Origin of the sequence: Mesorhizobium sp. B2-8-3 (assembly GCF_006440815.1) — a bacterium.
Lineage (GTDB): Bacteria > Pseudomonadota > Alphaproteobacteria > Rhizobiales > Rhizobiaceae > Mesorhizobium.
The window spans coordinates 33924-50089 of record NZ_VFTW01000002.1; the positions used below are offsets into that span (position 1 = coordinate 33924).

Below are 16166 nucleotides of genomic sequence, written 5' to 3' on the forward strand. Positions count from 1 at the left end.
GGAATGACATTCCTGTTCAATTCCGATGCGCGCCGCGGCGCGATCTTCCGCGAGGCATTCGCGAGAGAACTGCCTGGCGTCCCCTTCACGATGGATGCCGCGACGGTCGATCCCGACGCCGTGCGATATCTGATCAGCTGGACCGTGCCGGATAACCTCGCCCGTTACAGGAAACTGGAAATCCTGTTTTCCATCGGCGCCGGCGTCGACCAGCTTCGCCTCAATGCTGTGCCTGAGAATGTGAAGATCGTGCGCATGATCGAGGAAGGCATCGTGCGCATGATGCAGGAATATGTGACGCTTGCCGTGCTCGCGCTCCACCGCAACCTGCCTGGATATCTGGCGCAGCAGCGCGCCGGCGAATGGGCCGATATCGCGCAGCCGCAGGCTGGATCGCGCCAGGTCGGCGTTCTCGGCCTCGGACAGCTTGGCCAAGCCGTCCTCGACCGCCTGAAGCCCTTCGGCTTCCCGCTTGCCGGATGGAGCCGCTCCCCCCGACGGATCGAGGGCGTGACCTGTCATCATGGCGAGCTCGGACTGGAGGAGATGCTCGCAACCAGCGACATACTGGTCTGCCTGCTGCCGCTGACCGAGGAGACGCGTGGCTTGCTCGATGCCGGCTTGTTTGCGCAACTGCCCAAGGGCGCTGCGCTCGTCCACACCGGCCGGGGGTCGCAGCTCGACCACGAAGCCCTTGTCGCCGCGCTCGACAGCGGCCATCTTTCTGCGGCGATGATCGACGTCACCGATCCCGAACCACTGCCAGCGGGCCATCCGTTCTGGTCGCACCCGAAGGTCATCCTGACCCCGCATGTCGCCAGTGTCACCCAGCCCACCAGCGCTGCGCAAGCCGTTGTCGAAAACATCCGGCGTTATCGCGCCGGTCTTGATCCCATCGGGCTCGTCGATCGGTCGCGCGGCTATTGAAGTCCAACATGAAAAGGCCGTCCCTTGTCCCTGCTCAAGACCGTCGATCCCAGCCCTGCCTTCCAGCCGCGCGAATCCGGGGCGCTGCCTGAACGGCTGATTGCCGGCAACCCCGCCTTCAAGACCTGGGCGCAGGACGCCGCCAAGGACAATCTCGTCCACACTGGCGTCTGGGAGGCGACTCCGGGCGAGACGCGCTAGATCAAGGGGGAAACGTTCGAATTCTGCCACATCCTGTCCGGTGTGGTCGAAATCACGCCCGACCGCGGCGAGGCCGTGACCTACCGCGCCGGCGACAGTTTCGTGATGAAGCCGGGCTTCACCGGTGTCTGGAAGACCATCGAGACGGTGCGCAAGATCTATGTGACGGTGGGCTAGACAGAACCCTCGGGCCAGGAGGGCCAGCTTCCCGCGAAAGATTTTGCCGTCTCTCGCGCCCGGCACGCAACATTCGTCGGCGGTGGATCACCGAACAGCGAATGCTGCGTGCCGGCAAGCGCTAGGCTCGGATCAATGCTGCCGAGTGGTTTGCCCATGAGCCTGAGCTTCGATCCCGATACGATCCCCCTTCCCAATGGCCATTTCATCGGCGGGGAACTGATTTCGACCAAGGGCGGGATCGAGATGCGTCGCCCCTCCGACGGCAAGGCCTATGCCGACTGTCCCGTGGCCGGCGTCGATATGGTCGACCGTGCGGTGGAAAGCGCCAAGGCGGCGCTGAAGTCCAGCAACTGGGGCGGTGTTCGGCCGCGCGAGCGGACGAAGGCGCTCCAGGCCTGGGCCGACCTGATTGAGGCGGAAGCCGCAACGCTGGCCAGAATCGAGGCTCTGTGCTCCACCCGGCCCGTCGGCCAGCTCGTTGCCGGCGACATCGCCGTCACCGCCGAGCAGATCCGCTTCTTTGCCGAATTCGCCGACAAGGAAGGCAGCGAGCTCGCGCCGACCGACGACGCCAGTCTCGGCATGATCATGAGCGAGCCCTATGGCGTGGTCGGGGCGATCACGCCGTGGAATTTTCCGATCTCGATGGCCGGCTGGAAACTCGGCCCGGCGCTGGCGGCCGGCAATGCCGTCGTTCTGAAGCCATCGGAAATGACGCCCTTCTCGACCGTCTATATGGCGCAACTCGCCGTCAGAGCCGGTCTGCCGGCGGGGCTTATCAACCTGGTGCTGGGCGACGGTCCGACGACCGGCACCGCGTTAACGGGCCACGCGGAGATCGCCAAGATCAGCTTCACCGGCTCGACCCGCGCCGGATCGGCCATCATGGAGAATGTCGCCCGCACCGGTGTCAAGCCGATGACACTGGAACTCGGCGGCAAGAGCCCGCAGATCGTCTTTGCCGATGCCGATCTGGACAAGGCCGCAATGGCCATCGCCGGCAGCGTCACTTTCAATGCCGGCCAGGCCTGCGTCGCCAGCACGCGCTTGATCGTCGAGAGGAACGTGGCGGACCGGCTGACGGCCGCGATCCTGGAGAAGATGAGGACAGCACGCCCCGGCCCGACCTGGGACGACGCGACCCAATATTCGCCAATCATCTCGGAACGGCAGCGGGCGCGTATCGATGACATCGTGCGGGCCGCGATCGGGGCCGGCGGCAAATGCCTGACCGGCGGCGGCCTTATGGACAGTCCAGGCTATTTCTACCGGCCGACGCTGATCGCAGATGTCGACCAAGACAATCCAGCGATCGTCGAGGAAATCTTCGGTCCTGTCCTGACCGTCCAGACCTTCGAGAGCGAGGAGGAGGCGTTGGTGCTGTCCAGCCATCCGACCTACGGGCTGGCGTCGGGCCTGTTCACCGCAGACCTGTCCCGCACGATCCGTTTCGCGCGCAAGCTCGAAGCGGGCACCGTCTGGGTCAACCGCTACAGCCGCTCGCGCGACCATATCCTGCCGACCGGCGGCTACAAGCGCTCCGGCATCGGCAAGGACCTTGGCCGCGAGGCCTATCTCGCCAACCGCAGGACCAAGAGCGTCCTGATCAGCCTCTAGAGAGATGCCGATGAAATCCTATTCGATCGCCCTGATCCCCGGTGACGGTATCGGCCGCGACGTTACCTCTGCCGCCTGGACGGTGCTGGAAATGGCGGCCCAACACTCCGGCTTCTGCCTGACCGCAACCGAGTTCCCCTGGTCCTGCCGCTTCCTCAAGGAAACCGGCCGCATGATGCCGGAGGACGGCATCGAGACCTTGCGCGGCTTTGACGCCATCCTTCTCGGCGCCGTCGGCTGGCCGGCGGAGGTGCCGGATTCGGTTTCGCTGCACGGTCTGCTGCTGCCGATCCGCAAGGCCTTCGTGCAATACGCCAACATCCGGCCGCACCGCCTGCTGCCGGGCGTGACAGGCCCGCTGCGGGCGGAAGGCTTCGACATATTGTGCATTCGCGAGAACACCGAAGGCGAATATTCCGGTGCCGGCGGGCGCGTGCATCAAGGCACTCTGGACGAGGTCGCGGTGGAAACCTCGATCTTCACCCGCGCCGGCGTCGAACGCATCCTGCGCTTCGGCTTCGAGCAGGCGCGGACACGGCGCGGCAAACTTGCATCCGTCACCAAGTCCAACGCGCAGAAATACTCGATGGTGTTCTGGGACGAGATCACGCGAAAGCTGGCTGCGGACTATCCTGACGTCGAAGTGACAAGCTATCATGTCGATGCGCTCGCCGCGCGCATGATCATGGCGCCGGAGAGCCTCGACGTGGTGGTCGCCTCCAACCTGTTCGGCGACATACTGACCGACATAGGCGCGGCGATCCAGGGCGGGCTCGGCTACGCCGCCTCCGCCAACATCAATCCCGACCGCTCGGCGCCGTCGATGTTCGAGCCGGTGCACGGCTCGGCGCCCGACATCGCGCATCTGGGCATCGCCAATCCGATCGCCACCATCTGGTCGGGTGCCATGATGCTCGACGATCTCGGCGAAAAGGCCGCGGCCGAGCGCGTGATGAAGGCGCTCGAAGCGACGACCGCGCGCGGTGTTGGAACCATTCCCGGCAAGGACAAGACAGACGCCATCACAGCCGCCGTCGTCGCGGCACTCAACTGATTTGCAAGGCCGTTTGCGATGAAAAACCTGAAAGACAAAAGCCTCTTCCGCGAAGCCGGCCTGATCGGCGGTCAGTGGGTCGCTGCCGGCTCTGGCAAGACCGTCGATGTCATCGATCCGGCGACCCAGGCGGCGATTGGCTCAGTGCCCGACATGGCCGGTCGGGAGACCCGCGCGGCCATCGAAGCTGCGGCCTCCGGATATCGGGACTGGAGGAAGAAGACCAACGCCGAGCGCGCGGCTCTGCTGGAAGCCTGGCATGGCCTGATGCATGCGCATCTTGACGATCTGGCGCTGATCCTGACTGCCGAACAGGGCAAGCCGCTGGATGAGGCCAAGGGCGAGATCCGCTACGGCGCCTCCTTCGTCAAATGGTTCGCGGAGGAGGCACGCCGCGTCAACGGCCACACTATCCCCTCGCCCACATCCGACCGCCGTATCATCGTGATGAAGGAACCGGTCGGCGTCTGCGGCATCATCACGCCGTGGAATTTTCCCAACGCCATGATCACCCGCAAGGTCGCGCCGGCGCTGGCCGCCGGCTGCACGGTGGTGATCAAGCCGTCCGAGTTCACGCCCTATTCGGCGCTGGCGCTCGGCGTGCTCGCCGAGCGTGCGGGCATTCCGGCCGGCGTCATCAACATCGTCACCGGCATGCCGTCCGAAATCGGCAACGAGATCATGGCGAACGAGGCCGTGCGCAAGATCTCCTTCACCGGCTCGACGCGGGTCGGTTCGCTGCTGATGCGCGGGGCGGCCGACAGCGTGAAGCGGCTCAGCCTCGAGCTCGGCGGCAATGCACCCTTCATCGTCTTCGACGACGCAGATCTCGACCTCGCCGTCGAGGGCGCGCTGGTCTCGAAGTTCCGCAATGGCGGCCAGACCTGCGTCTGCGCCAACCGCATCCTCGTCCAGGCCGGCGTCTACGAGGCCTTCGCCGCGAAGCTCACCGCGCGCGTCAACACCATGACGGTGGGGCCTGGCACCCAGGCCGGCGTCGCCATCGGGCCGATGATCAACATGGCGGCGGTCGAGAAGATCAACCGCCATGTCGAGGACGCGCTCGCCAAAGGCGCGACGATCGTCACCAAGAAGCCGGTGCTGCCGGAGGGCCCTCAGTATGTCGCGCCGCTGGTGCTGGCCGGTGCGACGAATGAAATGGACCTCGCCGGCGAGGAAACGTTCGGTCCGGTCGCACCGCTTTTCCGTTTCGAGACGGAAGAAGAAGCGATCGCGATCGCCAACGGCACGCCCTATGGGCTTGCTTCCTACTTCTACACCGAGAACCTGAAGCGCGCTTGGCGCGTCGGCGAGGCGCTGGAGTTCGGCATGGTGGGCTTGAACACCGGCTCGGTTTCGATGGAGGTGGCGCCGTTCGGCGGCGTCAAACTGTCCGGCCTCGGGCGAGAGGGCGCCCAGGCCGGGATCGAGGAATATCTCGAGATGAAGAGCTTCCACATCGGCGGGCTCGGCTGAGGCGGTTCTTGCCGAAGCCGGGCCGGATCGGCGATCACTGAATCCGGTCGAGCGCCTTGTAATAGAGGCCGACCATCGGCAGGAACCAAGGCTTGCCGGAATAACCGGGAATGGACGGCCACTCGAGCCCCTTCATCGGATTGCGATCTTCGCGGCCGAGCATGGCATCGGCCAGGATCATGCCGAGATGGGTGGAAAGCTGCGCGCCGTGGCCGGAATAGCCCATCGCGTACCAGACCCCGTCATGGTAGCCGGCGCGCGGGAAACGGTCCTTGGTCATGTCAACCAGCCCGCCCCAGCAATAGTCGATCTCGACCTTGGCGAGTTGCGGAAAGATCGCCGCGAGACCCGCCTGCAAGATCTGTCCGCTCCTGGCGTCGGAGCGCTGGTCCGATGTCGCAGAGAAGCGTGCGCGGCCGCCGAAGATCAGGCGATTGTCCGGCGAAAGCCTGAAGTAATTGCCGATGTTCATCGAGGTCACGCATGTCCGGTTGCCGGGCATTGCCGCGGCGATCTCGGCGTCGCTCAGTGGCCGCGTGGCGATGATGAAGCTGCCGACGGAAATGATCCTGCGGCGGAAGTAGCTGAAATTCGGAGTCGTGTAGGCGCCGGTCGCCACCAGCACATTATCGGCACTGATGCGGCCGCGCGAGGTGGTCAGCTCATGCCTGCCACCGGCGTGCTTGCGATCGGTGACCGCCGCGTCCTCGTGGATCACGGCGCCGTGGCGGGCGGCTGAAGTGGCGAGACCCGCCACATAGCGGCCCATATGCATCATGGCACTCTTCTTCGACAGCATCGCACCGTGGAAGGGTGAGCCGATCTCGGACTTGAGATCTCCCGCCGACAGCAGCGCCGTATCCGGATCCACCTCGGCATGCAGGGCCTCGAAGTTGCGGGCGATTGATGCAAAATGCTGCGGCTTGGAGGCGAGCTTCAGCTTGCCGGCGCGGCGGAAATTGCAGTCGATGCCTTCCTCGGCGACCAGCGCCTCGATGGTGTCGACGGAATCGTCCAGCGCCCGATAGAGCGCGATTGCCCGTTCCTTGCCGAGCTCCGCTTTGGCGGAGAGGTAGCTGTGGGCGAGGCCGTTGTTGAGGTGCCCGCCATTGCGCCCGGATGCGCCCCAGCCAACACGCTCCGCCTCCAGCACGGCCACCTTGGCGCCGGCCTTCGCCAATTGGCGCGCGGCGGCTAGGCCGGTGAAGCCGCCGCCGATGATGGCGGCATCGTAATGCCCCTCGACGGGGCCTTCCGCCCCGCCGGAAAAGACAGGGGCCGTGTCGTGCCAGTAGGAGACGAACTTCATCGGCAATCCGCCTGTTTCAGAGACCGACGACGCCTGGAAGACCCGAAATGTCTGATATCTCGACATAGCCGTAATACGGGTTGGCCGGTTCGTGGCCGCGATTGACCCATACCTTGTTCTTGATGCCGAGATCGTGCGCGGACATCAGGTCGTAGCGGAAAGAGGACGAGCAGTGAAGAACGTCCTCCGGGCCGCAACCAAGCCTGTCGAACATGTATTCGAAGGCTCTGAAACGGGGCTTGTAGGCCTGCGCCTGCTCGGCTGTGTAGACGGCATGGAACGGCGCGCCGAGCTTTTCGACATTGGACATGATCTGCGCATTCATCGCGTTGGACAGGATGACCAGTGGAATTTCCTTGGCGACCTTCGCCAGGCCCGCTGGGACGTCGGCGTGAGGTCCCCAAGTCGGCACGCGCTCATAGACCATCCTGGCGTCGTCCGGGCTGAAGGCGACGCCGTTGCGCTTGCAAGCGCGCTCGAGCGCATTGTGGACGACGTCGGCATAGGGCTTCCAGTCGCCCATGATCTCGTCGAGCCGGTAGGCTGCGAAGTTCCTGATGAATTCCTGCATACGCGGCTCGTCGAGCCGGCTGCCGTAGAGGTCGCGCGCCGCTTCCGCCATCTGGAAAAAGGTCAACGTGCCATAGCAGTCGAAGGTGATGTATTTGGGCCTGAAGGAAGCCATGTCCGTCGATCTCCGGTGGAAGCGCATCCGCGCTGGGATGTCTTTCATCATAGGACGGCAGGCGGCGGCCCACCTGACCGAAATAGGCCTTCCGAAAGCAGAAAGTTCCGTATCCGCTATCCGGTTTGGCACGCTGTAGCATCTGGCGTGCCGATTGTGGCGGTGTGCGCGGTGTGAGGCGCATCCCGCCGCGGACGGTGTCAGCACAAGATGCGGCGCACCCATCGCGCTACGGCGAAAGATACTGTCGAAGCCAAAGCCTTCAGATGATCTGCGGCGCGCCGATGGTCGAAACTTGTCGTCAGACGGAAGGATGCCTCATGCCGCAGGGCGACATCGAACTCCGGGCCTTCGGGCCCGACCATATCGAGGGAGCCTTAGTGCTTTCTCGCCAGGAGAATTGGCCGCACCGCCCGCAGGACTGGCAGATGGCGCTGCAACTCTCGAACGGCGCGGTCGCGCTCGACGGTCAGGGCCGCGTCACCGGAACCATCCTGGTAACGCCCTACGGCGCGGATTGCGCCATGATCAACATGGTGATCGTCGACAGGAACACGCGCGGCAAGGGGCTTGGGCGCCGGCTTATGAATCAGGCCTTCGCCTTGGCCGGGGACCGTCCGCTGCGACTCGTCGCGACGACGGACGGCATGCCTCTCTATGAGAAACTGGGATTCGTGCCCTCCGGCACCATTCTGCAGCATCAAGGCGAAGTTACGGAGCTTGGCGAGCCCAATGGCGTAGAGGTTGCAAGCATCGACGATCTGCCTGAAATCAAGGCGCTGGACCGCGACGCCTATGGCGCCGACCGTGGAGCTCTAATCGATGCGCTGGCCGAGCGCGGCCAATTCGCCGTCATCCGCCGCGACGGCGCCATCGAGGCCTATGCCGCGATCCGCCCGTTCGGACACGGCGAGGTGATTGGTCCGGTCATCGCGGGGGGTATCGACGAGGCGAAGGCCCTGATCGGCTTCTTCGCCGCCCCGCGCGCCGGCGCCTTCCTGCGCGTGGATACCGGCAGCGGGACCGGCATCGCCGGCTGGCTCGAGGAAATCGGGCTCACCCATGTCGGCGGCGGCGTGGCCATGGACCGTCCGCCCAAGACGGTCGCGGCACAGGCCAGGCCAAAAGTTTACGCCCTCGCCAACCAGGCGCTCGGCTAGGAGGACAACAATGCTCGCCAATTCCCTGATCGAACTCGACCGCGCTCATCTCATCCACCCGGTCTCTTCATACCGTGGTCATGAGGCGCTCGGCGTGCGCATCTTGAAATCGGCGAAGGGCGCGACCGTGACCGATGCGTCCGGCCGGCAACTTGTCGACGGTTTCGCGGGGCTGTGGTGTGTCAACGCCGGCTACGGCCACGACAGCATCGTCGAGGTGGCGGCCCGGCAGATGCGCGAGCTTCCCTACGCCACCGCCTATTTCGACCTCGGCTCGGAGTCGGCCATCCGCCTCGCCTCGGAGCTGGCCGAGCGCGCGCCGGGAGATCTCAATCACGTCTTCTTCACGCTTGGCGGGTCGGACGCGGTCGACAGCACGATCCGTTTCGTCCGCTACTACTGGAATGCCAAAGGCGAGCCGCAACGCGATCAGTTCATTTCCATCGAACAGGGTTATCACGGCTCGTCGGTGGTCGGCGCGGGCCTGACCGCCCTGCCCGCCTTTCACGCCGGCTTCGGCATTCCCTTTGAATGGCAGCACAAGATCCCCTCCCCCTATCCATACCGCAACCCGGTCGGCGAGGACGGCAAGGCGATCATCGCCGCATCGCTCGCCGCGCTAAAGGCCAAGATCGAGGAGCTCGGGCCGGAGCGGGTCGCCGCGTTCTATGCAGAGCCGATCCAGGGCTCCGGCGGCGTCATCGTCCCGCCGAAGGGCTGGATCAAGGCGATCCGCGAACTCTGCCGGGAGTACGGCATCCTGTTCATCGCCGATGAGGTGATCACCGGTTTCGGCCGCACGGGGCCTTTGTTCGCCTGCACTGATGAGGACATCGTTCCCGATTTCATGACGACGGCGAAGGGTCTGACCTCGGGCTATGTTCCCATGGGCGCCGTGTTCATGGCCGATCATGTCTACGACGTCATCGCCGATGGCGCGGGCGCCTCGGCCGTCGGTCACGGCTATACCTATTCCGCCCATCCCGTCAGCGCCGCCGTCGCGCTCGAGGTGCTGAAGCTCTACGAAGACGGCCTTCTGGAGAATGGCATCAAGGCCGGCGCCCGCCTGATGGCAGGACTGGCAAGCCTGAGCGACCACCCCCTCGTCGGCGACGTGCGCGGCCGCGGCATGCTTGCCGCGATAGAACTGGTGGTCGACAAACAGAAGAAGACGCCGCTTCCGGCGTCGGCCATGCCGGCGCGGCGCGTCTTCGACAGGGCTTGGGACAATGGCCTCATCATCCGTGCCTTTGCGCATGGCGTTATCGGCTATGCACCGCCACTCTGCTGCACCGATGCCGACATCGATGCGATCATCGAGCGCACGCGCCGGACGCTCGACCAGACGCTTGACGATCCAGACGTCCGCCAGGCCCTGGCATGATGGCGGCGAAGTATGTCGTGTCTCGAAATATCGCCGGGGCAGACGATTTCGCAATTTTGTGCCGCCCCCTCACGCCTTTTCGGCGAATCCAGCGCGGGGGAAGTGCCAGACTGCTGAGAAGACAAGGCCAGAAAGCCCGGATTTCCAGGCCTTCGAAAAAGGCCGACGCCCCGGACAGCACGGAATTTTGTTCTGTTCAACACGTGCAATTCGGCCGCATGCAGAGGAGACCCAGTCTTGGCCAGGGGCTTTAGCGAATTCAAATACATGACCTTCGATGTGGTCGGCACGCTGATCGACTTCGAAGGCGGGATCACGACCTGCCTGGCGGGAATTGCCGCCGAGGCCGGCGTTTCGATCGATGGCGAGGAGGCGCTGGCCCTTTACCGGCAGGCCCGCTACATGCCCGATGCGAGTCTGTTTCCCGACGATCTCGTGCGTGTCTACACGGTCATCGCACCGCGTCTCGGCCTCCCTCCCGAGGAGAAATACGGCATGCGCCTACGGGACTCCGCCAGTGTCTGGCAAGGCTTTCCTGACAGCGCGGCGGCATTGGCGGACCTTGCGAAGTCGCACAGATTGATCGCCATGACCAATGCCCGGCGCTGGGCGCTCGATCATTTCGAGAAGCAGCTCGGTTCGCCCTTCTTCGCCACCTTCACCGCAGACGATACTGGCACGGAGAAACCGGACCCGGCCTTCTTCCAGAAGGTCTTCGATTTCGTGGCCTCCCCGGGCGACAGCAAGGACGACATCCTCCACGTGGCGCAAAGCCAGTACCACGACATCGGCATATCCCGGGCGCTTGGCATGACCAATTGCTGGATCGAGCGCCGGCATGCCCAGAAGGGCTATGGCGGCACGATCGAGCCCGAGCGCTTCACCGCGCCTGACTACCACTTCACGTCAATGGCGGCCCTTGCCGCCGCCGTGCGGGAAAGCCTGAAGCAACGAACCTGAGCCCAAGCCCGGAAAGCCGCAGCAAGACGAGCAACCCGGAAAACAAACAGAAAGGGGAATGATATGACCGACAAGATCACGAACTGGACCAGCGCAGACGATGCCATGGTCGAAAATGCCATTCGGCGGGGCGCGAGCCGCCGTGAACTCCTCAAGATGCTGCTGGCCGGCGGCGCCGCGATTGCCGCAGGCAGCGTGGTGCTTGGCCGTGCCACCAATGCCGTCGCCGCCACGCCGGTTTCCGGCGGCAGTTTCAAGGCCGCCGGCTGGTCTTCCTCGACCGCCGACACGCTCGATCCGGCAAAGGCGTCGCTGTCGACCGACTATGTCCGCTGCTGCTCGCTCTACAACCGCCTGACTTTCCTCGACAAGGATGGCGTCACGCAGATGGAGCTGGCCGAAAGCTTCGACAGCAAGGACGCCAAGACCTGGACCGTGAAGTTGCGCAAGGGCGTCACCTTCCACGACGGCAAGGACCTCACGGCCGACGACGTCGTCTTCTCGATGAAGCGCCATCTCGATCCGGCGGTCGGCTCCAAGGTCGCCAAGATCGCCGCGCAGATGACCGGCTTCAAGGCGGTCGACAAGTCGACCGTCGAAATCACGCTCGCCGATCCGAATGCCGACCTTCCGACCATCCTGGCGCTGCATCACTTCATGATCGTCGCGGATGGCACCACCGATTTCTCCAAGGGCAACGGCACCGGCGCCTTCGTGCTGCAAACGTTCGAACCGGGCGTGCGGTCGGTCGTCACCAAGAACAAGAACTACTGGAAATCCGGCAAGCCCTACCTGGATTCGTTCGAATTCATCGCCATCAGCGACGACAGCGCCCGCGTCAACGCGCTCTTGTCCGGCGACATCAACTTCGCCGCCTCGATCAATCCGCGCGCGATGAAGCTCATAGGCGGCCAGCAGGGCTTCGAACTGTCGAAGACCACCTCGGGCAACTATACGGACCTCAACATCCGGCTCGACATGGATCCGGGCAATAAGGCCGACTTCGTCGCCGGCATGAAATACCTCGTCAACCGCGAGCAGATCGTCAAGTCGGCATTGCGCGGCCTCGGCGAAATCGGCAACGACCAGCCCGTCTCGCCGGCGAACATCTTCCACAATGCCGAGCTTAAGCCGAAGGCCTTCGACCCGGACAAGGCCAAGTTCCACTTCCAGAAGTCGGGCCTGCTCGGCCAGTCCATCCCCGTGGTCGCCTCCGATGCCGCGACGTCGTCGATCGACATGGCGGTGATCATCCAGGCCGCCGGTGCCGATATCGGCATGAAGCTCGATGTCCAGCGCGTGCCGTCCGACGGCTACTGGGACAATTACTGGCTCAAGGCGCCGATCCATTTCGGCAACATCAATCCGCGCCCGACGCCCGACATCCTGTTCTCGCTCCTCTACGCCTCCAACGCGCCGTGGAACGAAAGCCAGTACAAGTCCGAGAAGTTCGACAAGCTGCTCGTCGAGGCGCGTGGCTCGCTCGACCAGGCCAAGCGCAAGGAAATCTACGGCCAGATGCAGACCATGGTCTCCGAGGAGGCCGGCACCATCATCCCGGCCTACATTTCCAACGTGGATGCTCTCTCCAGCAAGGTGAAGGGTTTGGAGGCGAACCCGCTCGGTGGCATGATGGGCTACGCAATGGCGGAATATCTCTGGCTCGAAGCCTGAGAGGCGCCTGCCAGGGACCGGACAGCCGGTCCCTGGCACCCATTGCGCAACATGGCTTGGCCGAACGCAACCGCAGGAGCTTCCATGACGTCTGGGGTTCTAAACCTCGTGCTGAAGCGGCTGGCGATCGCGGTCGTCACGCTTCTGATCGTCCTGTTCGCCGTGTTTTTCGCCACCAGCATGCTGCCCGGCGACACCGCGTCGATCCTGCTTGGCCAGGCGGCTACACCCGAAGCCGTCGCCGGCCTGCGCGAGGCCATGCATCTCAACGATCCGGCGATCCTGCGCTTCCTGCGCTGGCTTCTCGGCCTGCTCCACGGCGATCTCGGCACTTCCTATGCCAACGAGATGCCGGTCGCGGCGCTGATCGGCGGGCGCTTCGTCAACACCATGGAGCTCGCCGGCATCACCACGCTGCTCTCGGTGCCCCTGGCGCTGACGCTCGGCATCACCGCCGCGATGCTGCGCGGTTCGCTCTACGACCGCACCGTCACCATTCTTGCGATCGGCGTCATCTCCGTGCCGGAATTCATGGTCGCGACCCTCGCGGTCCTGCTTTTCGCCGTTTATCTCAAATGGCTGCCGGCGCTGTCCTCGGTCAATGAGGCGCATACGCTGACCGACCTCGTGCGCATCTATGCCATGCCGGTGATCACGCTGACCTTCGTCATCTCCGCTCAGATGATCCGCATGACCCGCGCCGCGGTGATCGAAACGCTCTCCACGCCTTATGTCGAGATGGCGCTGCTCAAAGGCGCCTCGCGCGGCCGCATGGTGCTCAAACACGCGCTTCCCAATGCGCTCGGGCCGATAGTCAACGCGGTTGCGCTGTCGCTGTCCTATCTGGTCGGCGGCGTCATCATCGTGGAGACAATCTTCAATTATCCCGGCATCGCCAAGCTGATGGTCGATGCGGTCGCGACCCGCGACCTGCCGTTGATCCAGAGCTGCGCGATGATCTTCTGTCTCGGCTACCTCTTGCTCATCACGATCGCCGACATCTTCGCCATCATGTCCAACCCGAGGCTCAGATGACGATGGCGCGTGTGGCAGCTTCCCGACGGTCCTTCCTGGGCCACAGCTACAATCTCGTGGGCGTCGTGGCCTCGCTGGTCATCCTGGCGTGGACGCTGATCGCCATCTTCGCGCCCACCATCATTCCCCATTCGATCGGCGACATCGTCGACGACGATTATTTCGGCCCGATGCGTCAGGGCCTATGGCTCGGCTCGGACTATCTGGGGCGCGACATGCTCTCGCGGGTGCTGATGGGCGCGCGCTACACCGTCGGCATATCGCTCGCCGCCGTCTGTATCGCCTGCTTTTCTGGCGTCGTGCTGGGGATGATCGCGGCCGTCACAGGCGGCTGGCTCGACACCTGCCTCAGCCGGTTCCTCGACGCCATGAACTCCATTCCCAGCAAGCTGTTCGGCCTTGTGGTCGTCGCCGCGGTCGGCTCGTCGATCCCGGCGCTGATCCTGACGCTTGCCGTCATCTATATCCCCGGCGCCTACCGTTTCGCGCGGGCGCTCGCCGTCAACATCAACACCATGGACTTCATGACCGTCGCTCGCGTCCGCGGCGAAAGCATCGCCTATCTCATCGGATCCGAGATCCTGCCCAACATTATCCGCCCGGTACTCGCCGACTTCGGCCTGCGGTTCGTCTTCATCGTGCTCTTGCTCTCCGGCCTGTCCTTCCTCGGGCTCGGCCTGCAGCCGCCGCTCGCCGACTGGGGCGCGCTGGTGCGCGAAAACATAGGCGGCCTGCCCTTCGCGGCTCCCGCTGTCATCGTTCCCTCGCTGGCGATCGCCAGCCTCACCATCAGCGTCAACCTGCTGATCGACAACCTGCCGCAGAAGATCAGGGACAGGGACGCATGACCAATCTCGTCGAGGTCAGGAACCTGAGGATCGAGGCGACGACCGACGCCGATCGTGTTGTTGAAATCATCAAGGGCGTCAGCCTTGACATCGCCGACGGCGAGATCGTCGCCCTGATCGGCGAGAGCGGCTCCGGCAAGACGACGATCGCGCTCTCGCTGATGGGCCATGCGCGGCCTGGCTGCCGGATCACCGGTGGCGAGATCAATGTAAACGGCAAGAACATGGCCGCACTTACCGAAAAGCAGCGTGCCAGATTGCGCGGCACCGACATCGCCTATGTTCCGCAAAGTGCCGCCGCCTCCTTCAACCCCTCGTCCACCATCATGGAGCAGGTGATCGAGGTTACGCGCATCCACCGGCTGATGCCGCCCGAGCAGGCGCGAAAGCGCGCGGTCGAGCTGTTCAGGGCCTTGTCTTTGCCGGATCCGGAAGGGATCGGCGATCGTTATCCGCACCAGGTTTCAGGTGGGCAATTGCAGCGGCTGTCGGCGGCGATGGCGCTGATCGGCGATCCCAAGCTGATGATCTTCGACGAGCCGACGACGGCACTCGACGTGACGACGCAGATCGACGTGCTGAAGGCATTCAAGTCGGTCATGCGGGCCGGCGGGATAGCGGGAGTCTACGTTTCCCACGACCTCGCGGTCGTCGCCCAGATCGCCGATCGCATCATTGTGCTGAAGGGCGGCGAAGTGCAGGAGGCCGGCACCACGGCTCAGATCCTATTGGCAGCCCAGCACCCCTACACGCGCGAACTGCTGGCTGCCTTCGAGCCGAAACCGCGGCAAGCACATGCGGACGCGGGTGCCGGCACGAAGCCGTTGCTGCGTATCGACAATGTGACCGCCGGCTATGGCTCGGTGCGGGCCGACGGACTGCCGCTTATCCGCGCTGTCAATTCCGTCAGCCTGGTCGTCGAGAAGGGGCGCAATCTTGGCGTCATCGGCGAATCCGGCTGCGGAAAATCGACGCTGGCGCGCGTCATCGCCGGCATCCATCCAGCGGCGGCCGGCGACATCGTCTTCGATGGCAGGCAACTGGAGCGCGCCTCGGGCAAGCGCAACCAGGAGCAACTGCGCGAGATGCAGATCGTGTTCCAGTATGCCGATACCGCCCTCAATCCGGCCAAGCCTGTAGAGGACATCATCTCCCGGCCGCTGGCCTTCTATCACGGGCTCGACCGGCAGACGCGCTCGAAGCGCGTCGACGAACTGCTCGATATGGTTCGCCTGCCCAGGACGCTGCGCTACCGTCGCCCGTCGGAGCTCTCGGGAGGCCAGAAGCAGCGCGTGAACTTCGCGCGCGCCCTGGCGGCCGGACCCAAGCTCATCATCTGCGACGAAATCACCTCGGCGCTCGACACGGTGGTGGCGGCCGCGGTGATCGAACTGCTCAAGGAGCTGCAGCGCGAGCTGGGCCTTTCCTACATTTTCATCAGCCACGATCTCTCGGTCGTCGAAGCGATCTGCGACGAGATCATGGTCATGTATAATGGGCAGCGGGTTGAACAGATCACGCCCGACAGACTGCAAGCGCCAAGCCATCCCTATTCCAAGCTTCTGTTCTCCTCCGTGCCGAAGCTCGATCCGACGTGGCTCGATGGCCTCGTCCGCGACCCCGAACTGGTCAGCCAGTACGGCCACCGCTGATGCA

General features: G+C 64.2%; 13 protein-coding genes and 1 pseudogene. 12 read left to right on the top strand and 2 right to left on the bottom strand.

Annotation, left to right across the window (positions count from 1 at the left end):
* Positions 1-3: 3 nt before the first annotated feature.
* The 5 genes and pseudogenes from FJ418_RS03155 to FJ418_RS03175 all read left to right on the top strand — a co-directional run bounded on the left by FJ418_RS03155 (position 4) and on the right by FJ418_RS03175 (position 5455).
* Entirely contained in the window at positions 4-927 is a 924-nt protein-coding gene (locus FJ418_RS03155) for a glyoxylate/hydroxypyruvate reductase A (protein WP_140863509.1), read from the top strand.
* 24 nt (positions 928-951) lie between these two features.
* A pseudogene (locus tag FJ418_RS03160) lies at positions 952-1305 on the top strand (cupin domain-containing protein).
* A 156-nt stretch (positions 1306-1461) separates the two neighbouring features.
* Positions 1462-2925, top strand: coding sequence for an aldehyde dehydrogenase family protein (locus tag FJ418_RS03165; protein ID WP_140863511.1), 1464 nt, complete (start codon positions 1462-1464; stop codon positions 2923-2925).
* Positions 2926-2935: 10 nt separating this feature from the next.
* Positions 2936-3979: a tartrate dehydrogenase gene (locus FJ418_RS03170; protein WP_140863513.1), complete on the top strand. Its 1044-nt coding sequence runs from the start codon at positions 2936-2938 to the stop codon at positions 3977-3979.
* 18 nt (positions 3980-3997) lie between these two features.
* Positions 3998-5455: an NAD-dependent succinate-semialdehyde dehydrogenase gene (locus FJ418_RS03175; RefSeq protein WP_140863514.1), complete on the top strand. Its 1458-nt coding sequence runs from the start codon at positions 3998-4000 to the stop codon at positions 5453-5455.
* A gap of 34 nt (positions 5456-5489) precedes the next feature.
* Here the strand turns inward: FJ418_RS03175 and FJ418_RS03180 are convergent, their stop codons facing one another.
* Together FJ418_RS03180 and FJ418_RS03185 are read right to left on the bottom strand one after the other, a co-directional pair.
* A complete protein-coding gene (locus FJ418_RS03180; RefSeq protein WP_140863516.1) occupies positions 5490-6764 on the bottom strand; it encodes an FAD-binding oxidoreductase in 1275 nt (424 codons plus the stop codon).
* 16 nt (positions 6765-6780) lie between these two features.
* Entirely contained in the window at positions 6781-7449 is a 669-nt protein-coding gene (locus tag FJ418_RS03185; RefSeq protein WP_140863518.1) for a haloacid dehalogenase type II, read from the bottom strand.
* A gap of 320 nt (positions 7450-7769) precedes the next feature.
* Here FJ418_RS03185 and FJ418_RS03190 point away from each other — a divergent pair, with 320 nt between their 5' ends.
* From FJ418_RS03190 to FJ418_RS03220, 7 genes are all read left to right on the top strand, one after another.
* A complete protein-coding gene (locus FJ418_RS03190; RefSeq protein ID WP_140863519.1) occupies positions 7770-8609 on the top strand; it encodes a GNAT family N-acetyltransferase in 840 nt (279 codons plus the stop codon).
* 10 nt (positions 8610-8619) lie between these two features.
* Positions 8620-9993 (top strand): aspartate aminotransferase family protein, encoded by a 1374-nt coding sequence (locus tag FJ418_RS03195; protein ID WP_140863521.1) that lies wholly within the window; start codon positions 8620-8622, stop codon positions 9991-9993.
* 237 nt (positions 9994-10230) lie between these two features.
* A complete protein-coding gene (locus tag FJ418_RS03200; protein ID WP_140863523.1) occupies positions 10231-10953 on the top strand; it encodes an HAD-IA family hydrolase in 723 nt (240 codons plus the stop codon).
* 63 nt (positions 10954-11016) lie between these two features.
* Positions 11017-12627, top strand: a complete 1611-nt coding sequence (locus FJ418_RS03205; RefSeq protein WP_140863525.1) for an ABC transporter substrate-binding protein — start codon at positions 11017-11019, stop codon at positions 12625-12627.
* Between the two features lie 84 nt (positions 12628-12711).
* The gene (locus tag FJ418_RS03210; RefSeq protein ID WP_140863527.1) at positions 12712-13662 is read left to right on the top strand and encodes an ABC transporter permease; all 951 of its coding nucleotides are present in this window, start codon (positions 12712-12714) and stop codon (positions 13660-13662) included.
* Positions 13659-14510 (top strand): ABC transporter permease, encoded by an 852-nt coding sequence (locus FJ418_RS03215; protein ID WP_140863529.1) that lies wholly within the window; start codon positions 13659-13661, stop codon positions 14508-14510. Before FJ418_RS03210 ends, FJ418_RS03215 begins: the two co-directional genes overlap by 4 nt.
* Complete coding sequence (locus tag FJ418_RS03220; protein ID WP_140863531.1) at positions 14507-16162, top strand: ABC transporter ATP-binding protein; 1656 nt, start codon at positions 14507-14509, stop codon at positions 16160-16162. The genes FJ418_RS03215 and FJ418_RS03220 overlap by 4 nt, the downstream gene beginning before the upstream one ends.
* The last annotated feature ends 4 nt before the right edge of the window (positions 16163-16166 follow it).

Coding starts and splice junctions, on each gene's coding strand:
- FJ418_RS03155 (WP_140863509.1), top strand. CDS start 4: ATGACATTCCTGTTCAATTCCGATGCGCGCCGCGGCGCGATCTTCCGC.
- FJ418_RS03165 (WP_140863511.1), top strand. CDS start 1,462: ATGAGCCTGAGCTTCGATCCCGATACGATCCCCCTTCCCAATGGCCAT.
- FJ418_RS03170 (WP_140863513.1), top strand. CDS start 2,936: ATGAAATCCTATTCGATCGCCCTGATCCCCGGTGACGGTATCGGCCGC.
- FJ418_RS03175 (WP_140863514.1), top strand. CDS start 3,998: ATGAAAAACCTGAAAGACAAAAGCCTCTTCCGCGAAGCCGGCCTGATC.
- FJ418_RS03180 (WP_140863516.1), bottom strand. CDS start 6,764: ATGAAGTTCGTCTCCTACTGGCACGACACGGCCCCTGTCTTTTCCGGC.
- FJ418_RS03185 (WP_140863518.1), bottom strand. CDS start 7,449: ATGGCTTCCTTCAGGCCCAAATACATCACCTTCGACTGCTATGGCACG.
- FJ418_RS03190 (WP_140863519.1), top strand. CDS start 7,770: ATGCCGCAGGGCGACATCGAACTCCGGGCCTTCGGGCCCGACCATATC.
- FJ418_RS03195 (WP_140863521.1), top strand. CDS start 8,620: ATGCTCGCCAATTCCCTGATCGAACTCGACCGCGCTCATCTCATCCAC.
- FJ418_RS03205 (WP_140863525.1), top strand. CDS start 11,017: ATGACCGACAAGATCACGAACTGGACCAGCGCAGACGATGCCATGGTC.
- FJ418_RS03210 (WP_140863527.1), top strand. CDS start 12,712: ATGACGTCTGGGGTTCTAAACCTCGTGCTGAAGCGGCTGGCGATCGCG.
- FJ418_RS03215 (WP_140863529.1), top strand. CDS start 13,659: ATGACGATGGCGCGTGTGGCAGCTTCCCGACGGTCCTTCCTGGGCCAC.
- FJ418_RS03220 (WP_140863531.1), top strand. CDS start 14,507: ATGACCAATCTCGTCGAGGTCAGGAACCTGAGGATCGAGGCGACGACC.